At 72.7% G+C, this 20,263-nt stretch carries 24 protein-coding genes; 19 read left to right on the forward strand and 5 right to left on the reverse strand.

The features are described from left to right. Window positions 1-3: 3 nt before the first annotated feature. Both PYS65_RS27165 and PYS65_RS27170 read right to left on the reverse strand, forming a co-directional pair. On the reverse strand, window positions 4-1,065 hold the full coding sequence (locus tag PYS65_RS27165) for a hypothetical protein (RefSeq protein WP_279336565.1): 1,062 nt from the start codon (window positions 1,063-1,065) through the stop codon (window positions 4-6). Window positions 1,066-1,267: 202 nt separating this feature from the next. Beyond that, the gene (locus PYS65_RS27170) at window positions 1,268-2,845 is read right to left on the reverse strand and encodes an oxidoreductase (protein WP_279336566.1); all 1,578 of its coding nucleotides are present in this window, start codon (window positions 2,843-2,845) and stop codon (window positions 1,268-1,270) included. 204 nt (window positions 2,846-3,049) lie between these two features. On the opposite strand from PYS65_RS27170, the gene hisD reads away from it, so the two are divergent. Genes hisD through hisF form a run of 8 tightly spaced genes read left to right on the forward strand, consistent with a single transcriptional unit; the run spans window position 3,050 to window position 8,887 of the window. Then, complete coding sequence (gene hisD, locus PYS65_RS27175; RefSeq protein WP_279336567.1) at window positions 3,050-4,399, forward strand: histidinol dehydrogenase; 1,350 nt, start codon at window positions 3,050-3,052, stop codon at window positions 4,397-4,399. Beyond that, window positions 4,396-5,544, forward strand: coding sequence for a histidinol-phosphate transaminase (locus PYS65_RS27180; protein ID WP_279336568.1), 1,149 nt, complete (start codon window positions 4,396-4,398; stop codon window positions 5,542-5,544). The genes hisD and PYS65_RS27180 overlap by 4 nt, the downstream gene beginning before the upstream one ends. Beyond that, window positions 5,541-6,134 (forward strand): imidazoleglycerol-phosphate dehydratase HisB, encoded by a 594-nt coding sequence (gene hisB / locus PYS65_RS27185; protein ID WP_279336569.1) that lies wholly within the window; start codon window positions 5,541-5,543, stop codon window positions 6,132-6,134. Before PYS65_RS27180 ends, hisB begins: the two co-directional genes overlap by 4 nt. Before the next feature lie 2 nt (window positions 6,135-6,136). Next, window positions 6,137-6,295: a hypothetical protein gene (locus tag PYS65_RS27190; RefSeq protein ID WP_279336570.1), complete on the forward strand. Its 159-nt coding sequence runs from the start codon at window positions 6,137-6,139 to the stop codon at window positions 6,293-6,295. Between the two features lie 2 nt (window positions 6,296-6,297). Continuing rightward, on the forward strand, window positions 6,298-6,939 hold the full coding sequence (gene hisH / locus PYS65_RS27195) for an imidazole glycerol phosphate synthase subunit HisH (protein ID WP_279336571.1): 642 nt from the start codon (window positions 6,298-6,300) through the stop codon (window positions 6,937-6,939). A gap of 4 nt (window positions 6,940-6,943) precedes the next feature. After that, window positions 6,944-7,666, forward strand: a complete 723-nt coding sequence (gene priA, locus PYS65_RS27200) for a bifunctional 1-(5-phosphoribosyl)-5-((5-phosphoribosylamino)methylideneamino)imidazole-4-carboxamide isomerase/phosphoribosylanthranilate isomerase PriA (protein WP_279336572.1) — start codon at window positions 6,944-6,946, stop codon at window positions 7,664-7,666. 16 nt (window positions 7,667-7,682) lie between these two features. Further along, a complete protein-coding gene (locus tag PYS65_RS27205; RefSeq protein ID WP_279336573.1) occupies window positions 7,683-8,114 on the forward strand; it encodes a Rid family hydrolase in 432 nt (143 codons plus the stop codon). Next, window positions 8,111-8,887 (forward strand): imidazole glycerol phosphate synthase subunit HisF, encoded by a 777-nt coding sequence (gene hisF, locus PYS65_RS27210; protein WP_279336574.1) that lies wholly within the window; start codon window positions 8,111-8,113, stop codon window positions 8,885-8,887. The genes PYS65_RS27205 and hisF overlap by 4 nt, the downstream gene beginning before the upstream one ends. Window positions 8,888-8,968: 81 nt before the next feature. Here the strand turns inward: hisF and PYS65_RS27215 are convergent, their stop codons facing one another. Together PYS65_RS27215 and PYS65_RS27220 are read right to left on the reverse strand one after the other, a co-directional pair. Further along, the gene (locus PYS65_RS27215) at window positions 8,969-9,367 is read right to left on the reverse strand and encodes a VOC family protein (RefSeq protein WP_279336575.1); all 399 of its coding nucleotides are present in this window, start codon (window positions 9,365-9,367) and stop codon (window positions 8,969-8,971) included. Between the two features lie 63 nt (window positions 9,368-9,430). Next, window positions 9,431-10,066, reverse strand: coding sequence for a TIGR03085 family metal-binding protein (locus PYS65_RS27220; RefSeq protein ID WP_279336576.1), 636 nt, complete (start codon window positions 10,064-10,066; stop codon window positions 9,431-9,433). Window positions 10,067-10,171: 105 nt separating this feature from the next. On the opposite strand from PYS65_RS27220, the gene hisI reads away from it, so the two are divergent. The 11 genes from hisI to lgt all read left to right on the forward strand — a co-directional run bounded on the left by hisI (window position 10,172) and on the right by lgt (window position 19,325). Beyond that, the gene (gene hisI / locus PYS65_RS27225; protein ID WP_279336577.1) at window positions 10,172-10,579 is read left to right on the forward strand and encodes a phosphoribosyl-AMP cyclohydrolase; all 408 of its coding nucleotides are present in this window, start codon (window positions 10,172-10,174) and stop codon (window positions 10,577-10,579) included. 11 nt (window positions 10,580-10,590) lie between these two features. Beyond that, complete coding sequence (locus PYS65_RS27230) at window positions 10,591-12,099, forward strand: anthranilate synthase component I (protein ID WP_279336578.1); 1,509 nt, start codon at window positions 10,591-10,593, stop codon at window positions 12,097-12,099. A 62-nt stretch (window positions 12,100-12,161) separates the two neighbouring features. After that, window positions 12,162-12,800: a TIGR02234 family membrane protein gene (locus PYS65_RS27235; RefSeq protein ID WP_279336579.1), complete on the forward strand. Its 639-nt coding sequence runs from the start codon at window positions 12,162-12,164 to the stop codon at window positions 12,798-12,800. A 145-nt stretch (window positions 12,801-12,945) separates the two neighbouring features. Further along, entirely contained in the window at window positions 12,946-13,197 is a 252-nt protein-coding gene (locus PYS65_RS27240; RefSeq protein ID WP_279336580.1) for an HGxxPAAW family protein, read from the forward strand. A gap of 78 nt (window positions 13,198-13,275) precedes the next feature. After that, the gene (locus PYS65_RS27245) at window positions 13,276-13,758 is read left to right on the forward strand and encodes a DUF2752 domain-containing protein (protein ID WP_388701776.1); all 483 of its coding nucleotides are present in this window, start codon (window positions 13,276-13,278) and stop codon (window positions 13,756-13,758) included. Between the two features lie 180 nt (window positions 13,759-13,938). Next, complete coding sequence (gene trpC, locus PYS65_RS27250) at window positions 13,939-14,748, forward strand: indole-3-glycerol phosphate synthase TrpC (RefSeq protein ID WP_279336581.1); 810 nt, start codon at window positions 13,939-13,941, stop codon at window positions 14,746-14,748. Window positions 14,749-14,770: 22 nt separating this feature from the next. Beyond that, window positions 14,771-15,022 (forward strand): tryptophan biosynthesis modulator TrpM, encoded by a 252-nt coding sequence (gene trpM / locus PYS65_RS27255; protein WP_279336582.1) that lies wholly within the window; start codon window positions 14,771-14,773, stop codon window positions 15,020-15,022. A 58-nt stretch (window positions 15,023-15,080) separates the two neighbouring features. Continuing rightward, on the forward strand, window positions 15,081-16,394 hold the full coding sequence (gene trpB, locus PYS65_RS27260) for a tryptophan synthase subunit beta (protein WP_279336583.1): 1,314 nt from the start codon (window positions 15,081-15,083) through the stop codon (window positions 16,392-16,394). Then, window positions 16,391-17,209 carry a tryptophan synthase subunit alpha gene (gene trpA / locus PYS65_RS27265; protein ID WP_279336584.1) on the forward strand — a complete coding sequence of 273 codons (819 nt, stop codon included), beginning with the start codon at window positions 16,391-16,393 and terminating at the stop codon, window positions 17,207-17,209. The genes trpB and trpA overlap by 4 nt, the downstream gene beginning before the upstream one ends. A 137-nt stretch (window positions 17,210-17,346) precedes the next feature. Further along, window positions 17,347-18,162, forward strand: coding sequence for a DsbA family protein (locus PYS65_RS27270; RefSeq protein ID WP_279336585.1), 816 nt, complete (start codon window positions 17,347-17,349; stop codon window positions 18,160-18,162). A gap of 77 nt (window positions 18,163-18,239) precedes the next feature. Further along, window positions 18,240-19,325 (forward strand): prolipoprotein diacylglyceryl transferase, encoded by a 1,086-nt coding sequence (gene lgt, locus PYS65_RS27275; protein WP_279336586.1) that lies wholly within the window; start codon window positions 18,240-18,242, stop codon window positions 19,323-19,325. Between the two features lie 76 nt (window positions 19,326-19,401). Here the strand turns inward: lgt and PYS65_RS27280 are convergent, their stop codons facing one another. Beyond that, window positions 19,402-20,244, reverse strand: a complete 843-nt coding sequence (locus PYS65_RS27280) for an HpcH/HpaI aldolase/citrate lyase family protein (protein ID WP_279336587.1) — start codon at window positions 20,242-20,244, stop codon at window positions 19,402-19,404. Window positions 20,245-20,263 lie beyond the last annotated feature (19 nt).

Below are 20,263 nucleotides of genomic sequence, written 5' to 3' on the forward strand. Positions count from 1 at the left end.
AGCCTAATGGTCGCCGAAGCGGAACCGACCGCCACGTTCACTCCGTGGATGGTCGAAGCCCGTGGCGAAGGCGGCGGCGGGACCGGCGGCCACCGCCGCGTACACGCTCCGGCGCACCTCCAGGAACCGGCCGAGGGGATCGTCCGTGTCCCGGTCCCAGGGCGAGGAGGTGGCGTACGGGCCGGTGAGACGCAGTTGCTCCAGGGCCTTCGGCCGTTGCTCCAGGCGCAGGAGGACGTAGACCAGCAGGTTGCGCAGCTCGGCCGGCCGGGGGTGGGCCGCCGGAAGCCGGGCGGACAGGGACGCGGCGCGGTCGGCCGCCGCTTCGAGCCGGGCGCGCGGCACCTCGGGACCGCAGCCGTCGGTGAGGTAACCGAAGGCCGCCCACAGCGGCAGCGCCTGCGTGAGCGAGCCCTCCGGAGCGTCCTGCGCGGCCTGGTCGGCGAAGTCGAAGCACTCGTGGTGCGCACCGTGCCAGGAGGAGGCCAGGTAGCGCAGGGCCGCCACATGGCAGCCGTAGTGGTGCGGGGCGCGGCGGACCGCCGCCTTCCACAGTTCCTGGAAGTACCGGTGCCCGGCGTGTGCGCCGCGGGCGTGGTCCAGGGCGAGCCGCCACGGCACGGGGTCGCGGTGGTCGGCCCGGGCGGCTGCCGTGATCAGCGGGCTCACCTCGCGCAGCGCCTCGGCGCGGGCCGGTGAGTCCCAGGCGCGGTGCACCGCCCGCTGGGCGTCCACGAGCAGCACGTCGGGGTTGTGCGGCTCGAGGGCGCGCCAGGTGTCCAGCCACTCGGGGCGCGAGCGCGCGAAGGCCGCGAGCTTTCGCACCTTCCGGTCGCGGTGCTCCCAGGCCCCGCTGTGCCGTGTGGCGGCGAGCAGCTCGGCGGCGGGTGCGGGGTCGCCGGCGGCTGCCCCGACCAGTGCCGGACCCAGTCCCTCGTCGGGTGCGTCGAGGAGTACCTCCTCGTCGGCGGGCAGCACGGGGACGAGGGGCGAGGCGGTGCCCGTCTTTCCTCGCACCTGGGACGCACGGGTGAACGTATGCAGCAGAGCCATGGTGTCGACCATTGAAAGACCGCAGGTCACAGCAGCGCCAGACCCTTCACTGAAGTCGCGGAAAGTTGTACGCCGACTGGTCAAGGCCGGGTAAAAAGCCCCGGGTTTCTCGGGGCTGCCGGGGCCGCGGGGAGGGCTGCCGGAACCGGTCCGGGCAGGACCGGTCGGAAGCGGTCGGAAGCGGCCGGAGGTGTTCGGAGGCAGTCAGGGGCGGTCAGAGGCGGCGCAAGGTCCGGGTGGCCCCCGCCGCCACCGTCGTGGCGAGGATCCAGCCCAGCAGGATGAACGCCGCCGCGAGCCACTGCCAGCCGCCGCGCAGCTGCCAGAACCCCACCTGGCCCAGGTCGATCACCGGCAGCAGCAGGTCCAGGACGAACAGGGAGGGATTCCACGCCGGATGCTCGCCGTCCTTGATGGGCGGATGGTGCGTGTGCGCGAACGCCAGTGAGCCGCCCGCCCACAGCACCGCCATCCACACCGCGGCCCGCCCCGGCCGGTAGCCGTAGGCGACCGTCCAGTCCTGCGCGTAACCCCACAGCTTGGCCGCCACCGGCAGGCTCTCGCGGCGCCTGCGCTGCTTGGCGAGCAGCACCTCCCGGGCGTCCTCGTCCTCGCCGCCCGCCCGCAGCACGGCGGCCAGCCGCTCGTACGGCTCCGGGGTGTACTCGGCGCTCGCCGCGGCCACCCACTCCAGCCGCTCCGCCAGCGAGAACGGCCCGCGCGGCACGAGGGTCTCGTAGGCGAAGCCGCCCATGTGCAGCCGACCGGGCCCCGGCCAGCTGTCCGCCCGGTCCACCAGGTTGACCACCCGCGCTCCCGACAGCGTCACCCGCCCGCGGGCCGGCCGCTCCCCGAGGAACCGCAGCTCCGGCGTCTGCACCCGGCGCAGCGACAGCTCCTGGTCGTCAGTCAGGGTGAACCGGGCCCGCTCGAGGTCGACCGCGTCCCCGAACCGCCCGTCGTCCAGCCGCACCCCGCCCCGGCACTCGAACCGCTGTATCCGCGTCCCGCGGGCCGGTGTCATCCCGCTCCTCGCCTGGGAACCGACCCCGGCGGGCGTCAGGTACAGCGACCGCTCGACGGTCAGCTGGGGCGCGTTCAGCGCGAGCCGGGCGGACGGATTGTCCAGCAGGGCCCCGCGCAGACTCAGCGAGACACCTATCTGCGCGGTCCGCAGGCTCAGCTCGCCGTGCGACTCCAGCAACTCGGCCTGGAGGTCCTGGCCGACGGTCATGCCGTCCGCGGAGATCGAGCGGCCGCTGCGGTCGCGGTGCACGACCGCCTGGTTGAGCAACAGATCCGTACCGATCTGGGCGTCGGTCAGCCGTATGCCGCCCGGGAACCGGCAGCGCGGCAGATGCAGATCGCCCTCCGTCTGCAGCCGGGCCGCCTCCAGCCGCGGCACCGAGCAGTCCACCAGCCGCATCGTCGTGAACCGGGCCTCCGGCAGCAGCACGTCCCGCTCGAAGCGGCAGTCGCGCATCTCGACGTACGGCGCCACCGTGCCGCCCGCCAGGTCCAGCACACCGCTGATCCGCACTCCGACCAGCTTCAGCGAGGAGACCCGGCCGGCCAGCGGGGGCGGCCCGTCCAGCAGGAGCCAGCACACGACGCGGGCCCGCACGGTCCGCTCGGGCCCCCACGGGTGCCCTCCGTGCGGATCGTCGACGACCGTGTCCCCGCTGCTCAGGTCGTACACGCCGCCGTTGCGGAAGGCCTGCCACATGCCCGCCTCCACGGCGGTCAGGTCGTCCGGCGGCTCCCCGGCGCGCGGCTCCGCGCCCTCGGTCACGTCTTTCCTCCCCGTCCCACTACTTCCTCGGAATACTTGCGAGTTCGTCTCTTCGTACAACGGTTCATGCCCACTGGGTGACCCGTCGAACACATAAAGTGAGGAAGCTCTTCCCGGTGTGCACGGTGCGTCACCGCGGGGAGTCCGTATCAGCCACTGAAACGCTCGCACGGCGTTCAGTACGGGTCTGAGAGAATTGACCACGTGATCTCTCGAATCGATCTGCGCGGCGACGCCCTCCCCGAGGGCCCCGCCCTGCGCGACCTGCTGCCCCGAGCCGACTTCGACGTCGCGGCCGCCCTGGAGAAGGTGCGGCCCATCTGCGAGGACGTGCATCATCGGGGCGACGCGGCGCTGATCGACTTCGCCGAGCGCTTCGACGGCGTGAAGCTGGACCAGGTGCGGGTCCCGGCCGCCGCCGTCGGGCGCGCGCTGGAGGAGCTCGACCCGGCCGTGCGCGCGGCCCTGGAGGAGTCCATCCGCCGCGCCCGCCTCGTCCACCGCGCGCAGCGCCGCACCACCCACACCACCCAGGTCGTGCCCGGCGGCACGGTCACCGAGAAGTGGGTGCCCGTCGACCGCGTGGGCCTGTACGCGCCCGGCGGCCGGTCCGTCTACCCGTCCTCCGTGATCATGAACGTCGTCCCGGCCCAGGAGGCCGGCGTCGAGTCGATCGCGCTGGCCTCGCCGGCCCAGAAGGAGTTCGGCGGCCTGCCGCACCCGACGATCCTCGCCGCGTGCGCGCTGCTCGGTGTCGACGAGGTGTACGCGGCCGGCGGCGCCACCGCCGTCGCGATGTTCGCCCACGGCACCGAGTCCTGCCCGCCCGCCCCCATGGTCACCGGCCCCGGCAACATCTGGGTCGCCGCCGCCAAGCGTTACTTCACCGGCAAGATCGGCATCGACGCCGAGGCCGGCCCGACCGAGATCGCGATCCTCGCCGACGCCACGGCCGACCCGGTGCACATCGCCTCCGACCTGATCAGCCAGGCCGAGCACGACCCGCTGGCCGCCGCCGTCCTGGTCACCGACTCCGCGGACCTCGCGGACGCGGTGGAGAGGGAACTGGAGCCGCAGGTCAAGGCCACCAAGCACATCGAGGACCGGATCGTCCCGGCTCTGTCCGGCCGGCAGTCCGCGATCGTGCTGGTCGACGGCCTCGACGAGGGCCTGCGCGTGGTCGACGCCTACGGCGCCGAGCACCTGGAGATCCAGACCGCCGACGCCGCCGCGCTCGCCGACCGGGTGCGCAACGCCGGCGCGATCTTCGTCGGCCCCTGGTCCCCGGTCTCGCTCGGCGACTACGCGGCCGGCTCCAACCACGTCCTGCCCACCGGCGGCTGCGCCTGCCACTCCTCGGGCCTGTCCGTCCAGTCCTTCCTGCGCGGCATCCACATCGTCGACTACACCAAGGACGCGCTGGCCGACGTCGCGCACCACGTGGTGACGCTGGCCGAGGCGGAGGACCTGCCCGCGCACGGCGCGGCGATCAAGGCGAGGTTCGTCGGAGACGAACAGATGGCGCGTGGCTGGAAGGTGCCCGAGAGCAAGTGAACGACACGAACGTCACCATCGACGACCTCCCCGTACGGGACGAGCTGCGCGGCAAGTCCCCCTACGGCGCGCCCCAGCTGGACGTCCCCGTACGGCTGAACACCAACGAGAACCCCTACCCGCTGCCCGAGCCGCTGGTCGAGCGGATCACCGAGCGGGTCCGCGAGGCCGCCCGGCACCTCAACCGCTACCCCGACCGGGACGCGGTCGAGCTGCGCACCAGGCTGGCCGAGTACCTGACGAAGACCGGCTCGCACCCCGTCGGCGTCCACAACGTCTGGGCGGCCAACGGCTCCAACGAGGTCATCCAGCAACTGCTGCAGACCTTCGGCGGGCCCGGCCGCAGGGCGATCGGCTTCGAGCCGTCGTACTCGATGCACGGACTCATCGCGCGCGGCACCGGCACCGAATGGATCTCCGGCCCCCGGGGCGACGACTTCACCGTCGACGTGCCCGCAGCCGCGAAGGTGATCGCCGAGCACCGCCCGGACGTCGTCTTCGTCACCACCCCCAACAACCCCACCGGCAACGCGGTCCCGGCCGAGACGGTCCTCGCGCTGTACGAGGCCGCCCAGGCGGCCAAGCCGTCGATCCTGGTCGTGGACGAGGCGTACGTCGAGTTCAGCCACGGCGACTCACTGCTGCCGCTGCTCGAGGGACGCCCGAACCTCGTCGTCTCCCGCACCATGTCGAAGGCGTTCGGCGCGGCCGGCCTGCGCCTCGGCTACCTCGCCGCGCATCCGGCGGTCGTGGACGCCGTGCAGCTCGTCCGGCTGCCCTACCACCTGTCGGCGATCACCCAGGCGACCGCGCTGGCCGCCCTGGAGCACGCCGACACGCTGCTGAAGTACGTTGAGCAGTTGAAGCGGGAGCGGGACCGGCTGGTCACCGAACTGCGTGACCTCGGCTACGACGTGACCGCGTCCGACGCGAACTTCGTCCAGTTCGGCACGTTCGCGGACGCCCACGTGGTCTGGCAGAAGATCCTCGACCGGGGTGTCCTGGTCCGGGACAACGGCGTACCGGGACGGCTGCGGGTCACCGCGGGCACCCCGGCCGAGAACGACGCGTTCCTCGACGCGGTCCGTGAATTGGTCAGTTACGTGGGGGCCACCCCCACACCCCCTAAGGAGCAGAGCACATGAGCCGCGTAGGACGCGTGCAGCGGACGACGAAGGAGACGTCGGTCCTCGTCGAGATCGACCTCGACGGCACCGGAAAGACGGAGATCTCCACCGGGGTCGGCTTCTACGACCACATGCTCGACCAGATCGGCCGGCACGGTCTGTTCGACCTGACCGTGAAGACCGAGGGAGACCTGCACATCGACTCCCACCACACCATCGAGGACACCTCCCTCGCCCTCGGTGCCGCCTTCAAGCAGGCGCTCGGCGACAAGGTGGGCATCTACCGCTTCGGCAACTGCACGGTCCCCCTGGACGAGTCCCTCGCCCAGGTCACCGTCGACCTGTCCGGCCGCCCCTACCTCGTGCACACCGAGCCCGAGAAGATGGCGCCGATGATCGGCGAGTACGACACCACGATGACCCGGCACATCCTGGAGTCCTTCGTCGCCCAGGCCCAGGTCGCCCTGCACGTGCACGTGCCGTACGGGCGCAACGCGCACCACATCGTGGAGTGCCAGTTCAAGGCACTGGCCCGGGCCCTGCGGTACGCGTCCGAACGCGACCCCCGCGCGGCGGGCATCCTGCCCTCCACGAAGGGCGCCCTGTAGGCATGAACGGCCTGTCCACCGCACTGATCGTCGTTGGTCTGTTCCTCGTCGGCGGTGTCGTCTCGTTCAGCAAGCAGAAGCTGCCCAAGGGGGTGATCGCGGTGCTCGGCATCGGCGCCGCGATGTGCCTGGCCGCGGGCATCCTCCGGCTGGAGGTGTGACCGTGAGCGCCACCAAGCGGGTCGTGGTCTTCGACTACGGCTTCGGCAACGTCCGCTCCGCCGAACGCGCCCTCGCGCGCGCGGGCGCCGACGTGGAGATCACCCGCGACTTCGACACGGCGATGAACGCCGACGGCCTGCTCGTCCCCGGCGTCGGCGCCTTCGCCGCCTGCATGAAGGGACTCAGGGAGGCCAGAGGCGACTGGATCATCGACCGCCGGCTGTCCGGCGGCCGCCCCGTGATGGGCATCTGCGTCGGCATGCAGATCCTGTTCGCCCGGGGCATCGAGCACGGCGTCGAGACCGAGGGCATGGACGAGTGGCCCGGCTCGGTCGAGCCGCTGCGGGCCGACATCGTGCCCCACATGGGCTGGAACACCGTGGACGTGCCGGCCGGCTCCGAGCTGTTCGCCGGTCTGGACGCGGACACCCGCTTCTACTTCGTGCACTCCTACGCCGTCCACGACTGGACCCTCCCGGCGGACAACCCGGTGATGCGGGCGCCGACGGTCACCTGGTCCACGCACGGCAAGCCGTTCGTCGCCGCGGTGGAGAACGGCGCCCTGTGGGCGACGCAGTTCCACCCCGAGAAGTCCGGCGACGCCGGCGCCCAGCTCCTCACCAACTGGATCGGAACCCTGTAGCGACATGGCCAAGCTCGAACTCCTCCCCGCCGTCGACGTCCGCGACGGCCAGGCCGTCCGCCTCGTGCACGGCGAGTCCGGCACCGAGACCTCCTACGGATCCCCCCTGGAGGCCGCGCTCGCCTGGCAGCGCTCGGGCGCCGAGTGGCTGCACCTGGTCGACCTGGACGCCGCGTTCGGCACCGGCGACAACCGCGAGCTGATCGCCGAGGTCGCCCGCGCCATGGACATCAAGGTGGAACTCTCCGGCGGCATCCGCGACGACGCCTCCCTGGCCGCCGCCCTGGCCACCGGCTGCACCCGCGTGAACCTCGGCACCGCCGCCCTGGAGACCCCCGAATGGGTCGCCAAGGTCATCGCCGAACACGGCGACCAGATCGCCGTCGGCCTCGACGTGCGCGGCACCACCCTCCGCGGACGCGGCTGGACCCGGGACGGCGGCGACCTCTACGAGACGCTGGAGCGCCTCAACCAGGAGGGCTGCGCGCGGTACGTCGTCACCGACATCGCCAAGGACGGCACCCTCCAGGGCCCGAACCTGGAGCTGCTGAAGAACGTCTGCGCCGCCACCGACCGCCCCGTGGTGGCCTCCGGCGGCGTGTCCTCGCTGGACGACCTGCGGGCCATCGCCGAACTCGTCCCGCTCGGCGTCGAGGGCGCCATCGTGGGCAAGGCCCTGTACGCGAAGGCGTTCACCCTGGAAGAGGCCCTGGAGGCCACCTCGTGAAGAAGGACGCGGTGCGATGACGGCCGAAGCCGTCCGGCGCGTGCGGGACGGGAGCCCCTGGGAGGACTCCTTCGGCTGCGCACGCGCCGTCGCGGCGGGCGACCGCGTCCTGGTGGGCGGCACCACCGCGTTCAAGGGCGACGTACTGTACGGGGAGGGCGACCCGTACGAACAGGCCAGGGTCGCCTTCGGCACCGCCCTGGAGGCGATCGCCGAGTTCGGGCTCGGCGCCGACGCCGTGATCCGCACGCGCGTGTACCTCGCGCACTCGCGGGACATCGACGCGGTGGGCCGCGCCCACAAAGAGCTGTTCGACCCGGTGCGCCCGGTGACCAGCCTCCTGGTGGTGGAGGGCTTCATGGACTCGCGCGTACTGGTGTCGGTCGAAGTGGAAGCGTTCCGAGGACACCAGAGACACTCGGCGGACATAGAGGAGCACGGTTCATGACCCTGGCGGTCCGAGTCATCCCCTGCCTGGACGTGGACGGCGGCCGGGTCGTCAAGGGCGTCAACTTCCAGAACCTGCGCGACGCGGGCGACCCCGTCGAGATGGCCAAGGTGTACGACACCGAGGGCGCCGACGAACTGACGTTCCTGGACATCACCGCCTCGTCGGGCAACCGGGAGACGACCTACGACGTGGTGCGCCGCACCGCCGAGCAGGTGTTCATCCCGCTGACCGTGGGCGGCGGCGTCCGCACCGTCGAGGACGTGGACAAGCTGCTGCGGGCGGGCGCCGACAAGGTCGGCGTCAACACCGCGGCGATCGCCCGTCCGGACCTCATCCGGGAGATCGCCGAGCGTTTCGGCCGTCAGGTCCTCGTCCTGTCGGTCGACGCCCGCCGCACCGGGTCCGGCGAGTCCGGTGAGTCCGGCGTCTCCTTCGAGGTCACCACGCACGGCGGCCGCCGCGGTACCGGCATCGACGCCGTGGAGTGGGCGCACCGGGCCGCGGAGCTGGGCGCGGGCGAGATCCTGCTCAACTCCATGGACGCGGACGGCACCAAGGACGGCTACGACCTGGAGATGATCGCCGCCGTCCGCAAGCACGTCACCGTCCCGGTGATCGCCTCGGGCGGCGCCGGCCGGCTCGCCGACTTCCCGCCCGCGGTCGACGCGGGCGCCGACGCGGTGCTCGCCGCCTCGGTGTTCCACTTCGGCGACCTGCGCATCGGCCAGGTGAAGCAGACCCTGCGGGAAGCGGGCCACCCGGTCCGCTGACGCCCCGCAGGGCAGTGGCCCCGGCCGTCGGGTGACGGCCGGGGCCACTGCCCTGCGGGGGCGGCGCATGCGCGCCGACGCTCAGCCTTTGGGCTGGGAGAGCTGGACCAGGTTGCCCACCGTGTCGTCCAGGAGGGCGGTGACCACCGGGCCCTGTTCCTGCGGCTCCTGCACGAAGATGACGCCCTCGCCGCGCAGCCGCTCGTACTCCGCGCGGAGATCCGTCACGGAGAACACCATGGCGGGCAGGCCCGCCTCACGCACCGCCCTGCGGTACGGCTCCGCGATGGGCCCCTGGCCGGGCTCCAGCAGCAGCTCCAGGTCCCGCTGGGCGCCCTCGGGAGCCCCGACCGTGATGAACAGTGTGCCGTCACCCAGGTCCATCCGGGTACGGGTCTCGAAGCCGAGCACATCGGTGTAGAACGTGTGCGCCTTCGCGACATCGTCGACGTACACGCTGGTCATGGCGACCTTGATCATGGGACTTCTTCTTCCGATCTCTCAGGTGCCTCAGATCCGTCGGATCTCCGGGGGAACGAGGTCTCAGATCCCGAGCTGCCTGGACTCGTTCAGCTTCGTGATCGCGTCCGGGTCGCCCTCCAGCTCGACCTCGGCGACGCCGTGCCGCCCGTAGGCGAACAGCACCAGCTCCGACGGCTCGCCGGTCACCGTGACCACGGGCGTGCCGCGGTGGGCCACCGCGGTCTGCCCGTCCGGACGGCGCAGCACCAGGCCGGTGGGCACGCCGCGGCCCAGCAGCCGGGCGCTGCGCTCCAGCCGGGACCACAGGGCGTCCTGGAACACCGGGTCCAGCTCCCGCGGAGTCCAGTCGGGCTGGGCGCGGCGCAGGTCCTCCGTGTGGACGTAGAACTCGACGATGTTCGACAGCTCGTCGACCTGCTTGAGGTTGAAGGGCGAGAAACGCGGCGGGCCGGTACGGATCAGCTGGATCAGCTCCTCGTACGGCTTGGCGGTGAACTCCGCCATCACCCGCTCCAGACGCGGTGCGAGCTGCTTGACCAGGATGCCGCCGGCGGCATCGGGGCGGCGCTCGCGCACCACCACGTGTGCGGCGAGGTCACGGGCGCGCCAGCCCTCGCAGAGAGTGGGGGCCTCGGGGCCCGCCGTCTCCAGCAGATCGGCCAGGAGAAGTCGTTCACGCTTGGCATGGGTCGACATGTGGTCAGCCTACGGTGACCCGCCCGGTCCGCCCACCCGCCCCGCCCCTTTCCAGTCGGTGGACGGGACCCGGGCGCACCCGCCTCACGCGGCACAATGGTTCCCATGACCAGCACGCCCCGGCCCGGCCGCCTAGACCCGCAGATCGCCGCACGGCTCAAGCGCAGCCCCGACGGCCTCCTGCCCGCCATCGCCCAGCAGTACGACACCCGGGAGGTGCTGATGCTGGGCTGGATGGACGACGAGGCGCTGCACCGCACGCTGACCACCGGCCGCTGCACCTACTGGTCGCGCAGCCGCCAGGAGTACTGGGTCAAGGGGGACACCTCCGGACACGTCCAGCACGTGAAGTCCGTCGCCCTGGACTGCGACGCCGACACCCTCCTGGTCAGGGTCGACCAGGTCGGCGCCGCCTGCCACACCGGCGCCCGCACCTGCTTCGACGCCGACGTGCTGCTCACCGACACCCGCCCGGACGGCGCCGGTGCCGGCGTGCCCGTCCCCGGTCAGTAAGGTCGGCCGGCATGGACCTCGAGACGTTCCGCAAGCTCGCCGCCGACCGCCGGGTCGTCCCGGTCACCCGCAAGCTCCTCGCCGACGGCGACACCCCCGTCGGCCTCTACCGCAAGCTCGCCGCCGAGCGCCCCGGCACCTTCCTGCTCGAGTCCGCGGAGAACGGCAGGTCCTGGTCCCGGTACTCCTTCGTCGGCGTCCGCAGCGCCGCCACCCTCACCGAGCGCGCCGGACAGGCGCACTGGGAGGGCACCCCGCCCGTCGGAGTGCCGGCCGAGGGCGACCCGCTCGACGCGCTGCGCGCCACGCTCGAGACCCTGCACACCCCGCGCGACCTCGCCCACGACCTCGGCCTGCCGCCCTTCACCGGCGGCATGGTCGGCTACCTCGGCTACGACATCGTGCGCAGGCTGGAGAAGATCGGCCCCGGCGAGCGGGACGACCTGCGACTGCCCGAACTGACCATGCTGCTCACCAGCGACCTCGCCGTCATGGACCACTGGGAGGGCGCCGTCTGGCTGATCGCCAACGCGATCAACCACAACGACCTGGACACCGGCGTCGACGAGGCCCACGCCGACGCCGTGGCCCGCCTGGACGCCATGGAGGCCGACCTCACCCGCGCGGTGACCCAGCCCCCGGCCGTCCTCCCGCCCTCCGAGCTCCCCGACCACACCGCGCTGTGGGGCGGCCCCGACTTCCGCGCGGCCGTCGAGGACATCAAGGAACGCATCCGCGCGGGCGAGGCCTTCCAGGTCGTGCCCTCCCAGCGGTTCGAGACCCCGTGCACGGCCAGTGCCCTGGACGTCTACCGGGTGCTGCGGGCCACCAACCCCTCGCCCTACATGTACCTGTTCCGTTTCCCCCACGGGGACGGCGAGGCCTTCGACGTGGTCGGCTCGTCCCCCGAAGCACTCGTGAAGGTCGACGACGGGCAGGCGATGGTCCACCCCATCGCCGGCACCCGGCCCCGCGGCGCCACCCCGCAGGAGGACCAGGCCCTCGCGGAGGAACTGCTCGCCGACCCCAAGGAGCGCGCCGAGCACCTCATGCTCGTCGACCTGGGCCGCAACGACCTCGGACGGGTCTGCGAGCCCGGCTCCGTCGAGGTCGTCGACTTCATGTCCGTCGAGCGGTACTCGCACGTCATGCACATCGTCTCGACGGTCACCGGCCGGGTCGCGGACGGCCGTTCCGCCTTCGACGTGCTCACCGCCTGCTTCCCGGCCGGCACCCTCTCCGGCGCGCCCAAGCCCCGGGCCATGCAGATCATCGACGAACTCGAGCCGTCCCGGCGCGGGCTGTACGGCGGCTGCGTCGGCTATCTGGACTTCGCGGGCGACTCCGACACCGCCATCGCGATCCGCACCGCGCTGCTGCGCGGGGGCACCGCGTACGTCCAGGCAGGCGCCGGAATCGTCGCCGACTCCGACCCGGTGGCCGAGGACGTCGAGTGCCGCAACAAGGCGGCCGCGGTGCTGCGCGCCGTGCACACGGCGAACCGGCTGGGCACGGTGTGAGACGGTGCGCGGCGGACCCGGGACGAGCCCCGGGTGACGGCCAGCGCACGGGTCACGCGATAGTGGAGTACGTGACTGCTGTACCTCCCCCTCGTTCTGAGGCCGCCGGTCCCGCCCGCGCCGGCCGCCTCAGTCTCGCCGTCGCCCTGCTGTGCGGGGCCCTGGGCGCGGCCGTGACCCTGCTCGCCACCCGGCAGCAGTGGTCCCAGGGCACCGCCACGGTGGCCGGCGGCGCCTTCCCCCTGACCGCCAACGGCAGTGACGTCACCGGCGTCCCCGCTTCCCTCGCCGTGGTGGGTCTGGCCGCGCTGGTCGCCGTCTTCGCCGTCCGGCGGACCGGCCGCCTCGCCGTCGCCGCGCTGCTCGCCCTGTCCGGCGCGGGCATCGTCACGGCCGCCCTGCTCGGCGCCTCCGACAGCTCCGCGCTCGACGACAAGGCCGCCGAGGTCTCCGGCGACACCTCCGCCACGGTGGCGGCCCTCAGCCACACGGCCTGGCCCTACGTCGCGGCCGTGGGCGGACTGCTGCTCCTGCTGGCCGGCGCGCTCGCCCTGCGCCACGGCAGGCTGTGGCCCGCGATGTCCGGCCGCTACGAGCGCGGCGACGCCGCCCGGCCACGCCGCGCGGCCGCCGTCGATCCCGACCGGCCCGAGGAACTGTGGAAGGCCCTCGACCGCGGGGAGGACCCGACCGGGACCTGAACCGGGCCGCACCGCGGCCCGGCCGCGTGCCGGAGGACGGGTGCGCCGCGCGGAGGAGCACCCCCGCTGACGGCACGCGCGCGGGTGCGGGACAATGAGTCCGAGCGTCCTGCTCAGACAAGTACACAGCAACGAGGAGCAAGCAATGGCGGGCAGCAGCCACGGTCACACCCCGGCCGCCTGGACCGGTGTCATCATCGCCTTCATCGGTTTCTGCGTCGCGAGCCTGTTCATGGTGGTGAGCTCGCCGGTCGGCTTCTGGGCGGGCATCGGCATCGCGCTGCTCGGCGGGGCCGTCGGCGGGATCATGAGCAAGATGGGTATGGGCAAGCCGCAGCACGTCCACCCCCTGAACCAGGCCGGCGGCGACCGCGAGCCGGTCCGCGCCGAGAGCTGAACGCCGGGAGCACTCCGGAACAGGGGCGGTCGGCACCCGGGTGCCGTGACCGTCCCTGCCCCGTGTGCGCGGGGCACAATGCTCCCTGTGAACGCCGTCAGCCCCCACACGCCCGGCACGCCCGGCACGCCCGGCACCACCCCCCGCGTGCCCCGAGCGCCTCGCGGCAGGGCCGCACGCCTGGCCCTGCCCGCCGGGGCGCTCGCCGCCGTCGCCGGAGCCTTCGCCTACGTCGGAGCGGTGGACCCCAACGAACCCGGCCACTACCCCGCCTGCCCGCTGCTGCGCCTCACCGGCCTGTACTGCCCCGGCTGCGGCGGGCTGCGCAGCGCCCACGCCGTCGTCCACGGCGACCTCCTGGCGGCCCTCCAGGCCAACGCGCCCGCCGTCCTCGGCTACGCGGCCCTCGCCGTGCTCTGGACCGTATGGGTGGCCCGCGCGGCGCGCGGCAAGCCCCTGCGCATCGACCCCCCCTCCGCGCTCCTGTGGTCCCTGGGGGCGCTGGTGCTGGTCTTCACGGTGGTCCGGAACCTGCCGTTCGGCGGCTGGCTGCACCCTTGATCAACGGCTGGACGTCCAGCCAGTGGGACCGCCGCCCTGCGGATGCGAGGGGTATGCCCCACTACGGATACCATCGCAATGACCACCGGTTTCGTCCGGCGACCCGACCGTGAGGGCGGGGACACCCCGGGACGGAAACGAACGCACTGAAGACGGACCGTCTGGAAGGGGGCCTCTCGCGTGAGTGTGCTCGACGAGATCATCGACGGAGTCCGTGCCGACCTCGCGGAGCGTCAGGCGCGGGTGAGCCTCGACGAGCTCAAGGAGCGCGTGGCCAAGGCTCCCGCGGCCAAGGACGGCGTGGCCGCCCTGCGGGGCGAGGGCGTCAAGGTGATCTGCGAGGTCAAGCGCTCCAGCCCGTCCAAGGGCGCGCTCGCCGCGATCGCCGACCCGGCCGGACTCGCCGCCGACTACGAGGCGGGCGGCGCGGCCGTCATCTCCGTCCTCACCGAACAGCGCCGCTTCGGCGGCTCGCTGGCCGACCTGGAGGCGGTCCGCGCGCGTGTGGACATCCCCGTCCTGCGCAAGGACTTCATCGTCACCTCGTACCAGCTCTGGGAGGCGCGGGCGCACGGCGCCGACCTCGCGCTGCTCATCGTCGCCGCCCTCGACCAGCCGGCCCTGGAGTCGCTGATCGAGCGCGCCGAGTCCATCGGACTCACCCCGCTCGTCGAGGCGCACGACGAGGAGGAGGCCGAGCGCGCGATCGACGCGGGAGCCAAGGTCATCGGCATCAACGCGCGCAACCTCAAGACCCTCGAGGTCGACCGCGGCACCTTCGAGCGGATCGCCCCCGAGCTCCCGGACCACCTCGTCAAGGTCGCCGAGTCCGGCGTCCGAGGCCCGCACGACCTGATCGCCTACGCCAACGCCGGCGCCGACGCCGTCCTGGTCGGCGAGTCCCTGGTCACCGGCCGCGACCCGAAGACGGCGGTCGCCGACCTGGTGGCGGCGGGCGAGCACCCGGCGCTGCGGCACGGCCGCAGCTGACGCCCCGGTAGGCTTGCACCCGATGCCACTCCCGATCACCCTGACCGCCAGGGACCCGTACGCGCGCCTCGCCCGTGGCTGCCGCCCGCGCGGCTGCCGCGCGCCCGCGCGCCGGGTCCACGGGCGCCGGGTCCGGTACGTGATCGGGGACGAGCCGGGACAGGTCAACGGCATGCGATGGCAGCGCCCCTTCCAGGGGCGCGGGACCGTGTCCGAACACGTGCGGCTGCGGCGCGCGGACGCGACGAGCCGCCCACGGCCCGCAGGGGCCTGACACTCCCGCCCCCACGGCGATCAGTGACCGAGAACAACGCTCACCGTGAGGTTTCCGCATGTCCAGCCAGTTCTTCATCCCCGACCCGGAGGGTCGCACCCCCAGCGCCGAAGGCTACTTCGGAGCGTTCGGCGGCAAGTTCATCCCGGAGGCGCTCGTCGCCGCCGTGGACGAGGTCGCCGTCGAGTACGACAAGGCCAAGACCGACCCCGAGTTCGCCCGCGAACTCGACGACCTGCTGATGAACTACACCGGCCGCCCGAGCGCCCTCACCGAGGTGCCGCGCTTCGCCGAACACGCCGGTGGCGCCCGGGTCTTCCTCAAGCGAGAGGACCTCAACCACACCGGCTCCCACAAGATCAACAACGTGCTGGGCCAGGCGCTGCTCACCCGGCGCATGGGCAAGACCCGGGTCATCGCCGAGACCGGCGCCGGCCAGCACGGCGTCGCCACCGCCACCGCCTGCGCCCTGTTCGGCCTCGACTGCACCGTCTACATGGGCGAGATCGACACCCGGCGCCAGGCCCTCAACGTGGCCCGGATGCGCATGCTCGGCGCCGAGGTCATCGCCGTGAAGTCCGGCAGCCGCACCCTCAAGGACGCCATCAACGAGGCGTTCCGCGACTGGGTCGCCAACGTCGACACCACGCACTACCTCTTCGGCACCGTCGCCGGACCCCACCCCTTCCCCGGCCTGGTGCGCGACTTCCACCGCGTCATCGGCGTCGAGACCCGCCGTCAGCTCCTGGAGCGCGCCGGACGGCTGCCCGACGCCGCCGTCGCCTGCGTCGGCGGCGGCTCCAACGCCATCGGACTCTTCCACGCCTTCATCCCGGACGCCTCGGTACGGCTGATCGGCTGCGAACCGGCGGGCCGCGGCATCGAGAGCGGCGAGCACGCGGCCACCCTCACCGCGGGCGAGCCCGGCATCCTGCACGGCTCGCGCTCCTACGTCCTCCAGGACGACGAGGGCCAGATCACCGAGCCGTACTCCATCTCGGCCGGGCTCGACTACCCGGGCATCGGACCCGAGCACGCCTACCTCAAGGACTCCGGCCGCGGCGAGTACCGCGCGGTCACCGACGACGCCGCCATGCAGGCGCTGCGGCTGCTGTCACGCACCGAGGGCATCATCCCGGCGATCGAGAGCGCCCACGCGCTGGCCGGTGCCCTGGAGGTCGGCAGGGAGCTCGGCCGGGACGGGCTGATCGTGGTCAACCTGTCCGGCCGGGGCGACAAGGACATGGACACCGCCGCCCGCTACTTCGGGCTGTACGACACGGACCCCGCCGCCACCACCGCCACCACGGACGGGACCGTCGCCGCCGACGCGGACGCCGACGCCGCCGAGATCGAGAGGGACGCCAAGTGAGCGGGAACGTACAGCTGCTGAGCGACACCCTCGCCACGGCCAGGTCCGAGGGCCGGGCCGCCCTCATCGCCTACCTCCCGGCCGGGTTCCCGACCGTCGACGGCGGCATCGACGCCGTCAAGGCCGTCATCGACGGCGGCGCCGACGTCGTGGAGGTGGGCCTGCCGCACAGCGACCCCGTCCTCGACGGGCCCGTCATCCAGACCGCCGACGACATCGCCCTGCGCGGCGGCGTCCGGATCGCCGACGCGCTGCGCACGGTCCGGGAGGCGCACCGGGCCACCGGGAAGCCGATCCTCGTCATGACGTACTGGAACCCCGTCGACCGCTACGGCGTCGAGCGGTTCGCCGCCGAACTCGCCGAGGCGGGCGGTGCCGGGTGCATCCTGCCCGACCTGCCCGTCCAGGAGTCGGCGCTGTGGCGGGAACACGCCGACAAGCACGGGCTCGCCACCGTCTTCGTCGTCGCGCCCAGCAGCAAGGACGAGCGGCTCGCCGAGATCACCGCGGCGGGCAGCGGCTTCGTCTACGCGGCGTCCCTCATGGGGGTCACCGGCACCCGCGAGTCGGTCGGCACGCAGGCCGAGGACCTCGTGGCACGCGCCCGGGCGAGCCGCGCCGACCTGCCGGTGTGCGTCGGGATCGGCGTCTCCGACGCGGCCCAGGCCGCCGAGGTCGCCCGCTTCGCCGACGGTGTGATCGTCGGCTCCGCCTTCGTCAAGCGGATGCTGGACGCCCCCGACCCGGCCGCCGGGGTCCAGGCGGTGCGGGAGCTGGCCGGTGAACTCGCCAAGGGCGTCCGCGGACAGGTGTGACCACGCCCCTCCCGGGCCGGACACCATGGGCGGCCGGCCGCCCGAGGGCCGTCAGCAGATAGTCATACGGGTCCCTCGTACGGGTGGACCTGGGACCGGGGAGGCGCGGTGCGCCTCCCCGGTTCGTTCTGCGGGGTGTGAGCGAGAAGAATCGTGAGGGAAAGCGCACCGCCCGGGAGCGGCTGGCGGTCGAGCGCGAGAAGCAGAAGACGGTGGACAGGCGCCGCCGCACCCTGATCGTGGGTGCGAGCGTGGTCTGTGTCCTGGCGCTCGCGGCAGTGATCGGAGTCGTCGCGGCCAACGCCGGAAAGGACGACGGGAGTGAAGAGGCCGGCCCGGTGGTGGCGCCCTCGGGGGCCCTCGGCAAGGACAGCCTCGCCATCCCGGTCGGCAAGGAGAACGCCAAGTCCACGCTCACCGTGTGGGAGGACTTCCGCTGCCCCGCCTGCAAGTCCTTCGAGCTGGCGTACCGCCCGACCCTGCATGAGCTGACCGAGTCCGGCCAGCTGAAGATCGAGTACCACCTGGTCACGCTCATCGACGGCAACATGGGCGGCACCGGCTCCCGCAACTCCGCCAACGCGGCCGCCTGCGCCCAGGACGTCGGCAAGTTCACCGAGTACCACGACGTGCTGTTCGACAACCAGCCCCAGGAGACGGACGACGCCTTCGCCGACAAGGGCAAGCTCCTCGAGCTGGCGGGCAAGGTGGACGGTCTCGACACGCCCGCCTTCCGCAGCTGCGTGGAGGACGGTACGCACAACAGCTGGGTCGGAAAGTCCCAGGAGGCCTTCCAGAAGGGCCGTTTCCCGGGCACCCCGACCGTCCTGCTCGGTGACAAGAACATCTACCAGGACCGGACGATGACGCCGGCGAAGCTGAAGGAGATGGTCCAGAAGGCCGATCAGGGGGAGAAGGCCGACCAGGGCCAGAAGACCGATCAGGGGCGGTAGGTGCGCCCTCCCGTTATGGAGCCGTAGCCGGGCCGCCCGACGTGGGACCGGTCCGGCACGGTAGCGTCGACCCTGCCATGGAACTTGCCTATATTCCCAGCCCGTCGAGCGGGGTGCTGTACCTGGGCCCCGTCCCGCTGCGCGGCTATGCCTTCAGTATCCTCGTCGGCCTCTTCGTCGCCCTCTGGATCGTCGACCGCCGGTGGGTGGCCCGCGGTGGTCAGAAGGGCACCGCCTGGGACATCGCGTTCTGGGCCATCCCGTTCGGTCTGGTCGGTGGCCGTCTCTACCACGTCATCACCGATTACCAGCTCTACTTCGGCGAGGGCCGCGACTGGGTCGACGCCTTCAAGATCTGGGAGGGCGGCCTGGGCATCTGGGGAGCCGTCGCCCTGGGCGCCCTGGGCGCCTGGATCGGCTGCCGTCGCCGGGGCATCGCCCTGCCGCCGTACGCCGACGCCGTGGCCCCCGGGCTGGCGCTGGCGCAGGCGATCGGACGCTGGGGCAACTGGTTCAACCAGGAGCTCTACGGGCGGGAGACGGATCTTCCCTGGGCCCTGCACATCACGTCCACGGAGGGCGGCCGGGTACCGGGGTACTACCACCCGACGTTCCTGTACGAGTCGCTGTGGTGCGTCGGTGTCGCCCTGCTGGTCATCTGGGCGGACCGCCGCTTCAAGCTCGGGCACGGGCGGGCGTTCGCGCTGTACGTCGCGGCGTACTGCGCGGGCCGGTTCTGGATCGAGTACATGCGCGTCGACGAGGCCCACGACATCCTGGGCCTGCGGTTGAACAACTGGACCGCGATGATCGTCTTCGTGCTCGCGGTGGTCTACATCGTGGTGTCGGCGAAGAAGCGGCCGGGACGCGAGGACGTGGTGGAACCGGGCGCGGCTGCCGCCTTTGACGGTGCGGCCGACGCCTCCGGCGGGACCGGGACCGGGGAGAAGGGCAAGGCGGACTCCCCGGAGGCGAAGGGCGACGCCGAGCCGACGGAGGACACCGAGGCGGGCGGGGACGCCAAGGCCGAGGAAGCCGCCAAGAACGCCAAGAACGCCAAGAGCGCCAAGGGCAAGGAAGACGCCGAGGCCGGGGACGATGCCGAGGCGGATTCCGGGGGCGCCCGCTCCAAGGACGGGGCCGGGTCGGCGAAGAAGAGCTGACGGCCTGCCGGCCTTCTGTGACAACGACGCCGTGGGGCGCCCGGGACCTCCGGGCGCCCCACGGCGTGTGTGGCCCTCAGGTCCGGCGGGCCAGGGACAGGACGCACCGGGCGGCCGTCACCACCGCCGCGTCGATGAAGCAGCCGTCGGGAAGGGCCTGGGCGCCCCGTTCGCCGACCGCCGCCTTGACGATCCGCTCCGCCTGCTCGACCTCCTGCTCCGTCGGCAGATAGGCGCGCTCGATGACCGGCAGCTGCCGGGGGTGGATGGCGGCGCGGCCCAGGAAGCCCAGGTCGCGGCCGCGGACGCAGGAGGCGAGCAGGCCGTCCAGGTCGCGGGTGTCCGGGTGGACGGACTGGGTCGGCGGGGCCAGACCCGCCGCCCGCGCGGCGACCACCACCCGGGAGCGGGACCAGTCGAGGCCCGCGTCGTCCCGTACGCCCAGGTCGGCCCGTAGGTCCGCCTCGCCGATCGAGATGCCGCGCAGGGACGGGTGGGCGGTGGCCACGGCGTGCGCCCGTTCGATGCCGAGGGCCGTCTCCAGCAGCGCGTACAGGGGGAGCGTCCCGCCGCGGGCGGACACGGCCCGCCGCGCGGCCCCTGTGACGTCGGCGGGGGAGGACACCTTGGGCAACCGGAGGCCGGCCAGTCCCGGGGCCGGGGCGACGGCGGCGAGGTCGGCCTCGCCCCAGGGACCGGTCAGGGCGTTGAGGCGGACGTGGACCGGGAGCGGCTGCGGGTCGCGCAGTAACTCGGCGGTGGCGGCACGGGCGTACGCCTTGCGGTCGGGGGCGACCGCGTCCTCCAGGTCGATCACCACCACGTCGGCCCCGCAGCCGAGGGCCTTCGCCACCACCCGCGGCCGGTCACCGGGGGCGTAGAGCCAGGTCAGCGGGGCTTTCGCCGGTGTCTCCGGCACGGCCCCGGGCACCGTCCCC

It is taken from the genome of Streptomyces cathayae, from assembly GCF_029760955.1.
Classification (GTDB): domain Bacteria; phylum Actinomycetota; class Actinomycetes; order Streptomycetales; family Streptomycetaceae; genus Streptomyces; species Streptomyces cathayae.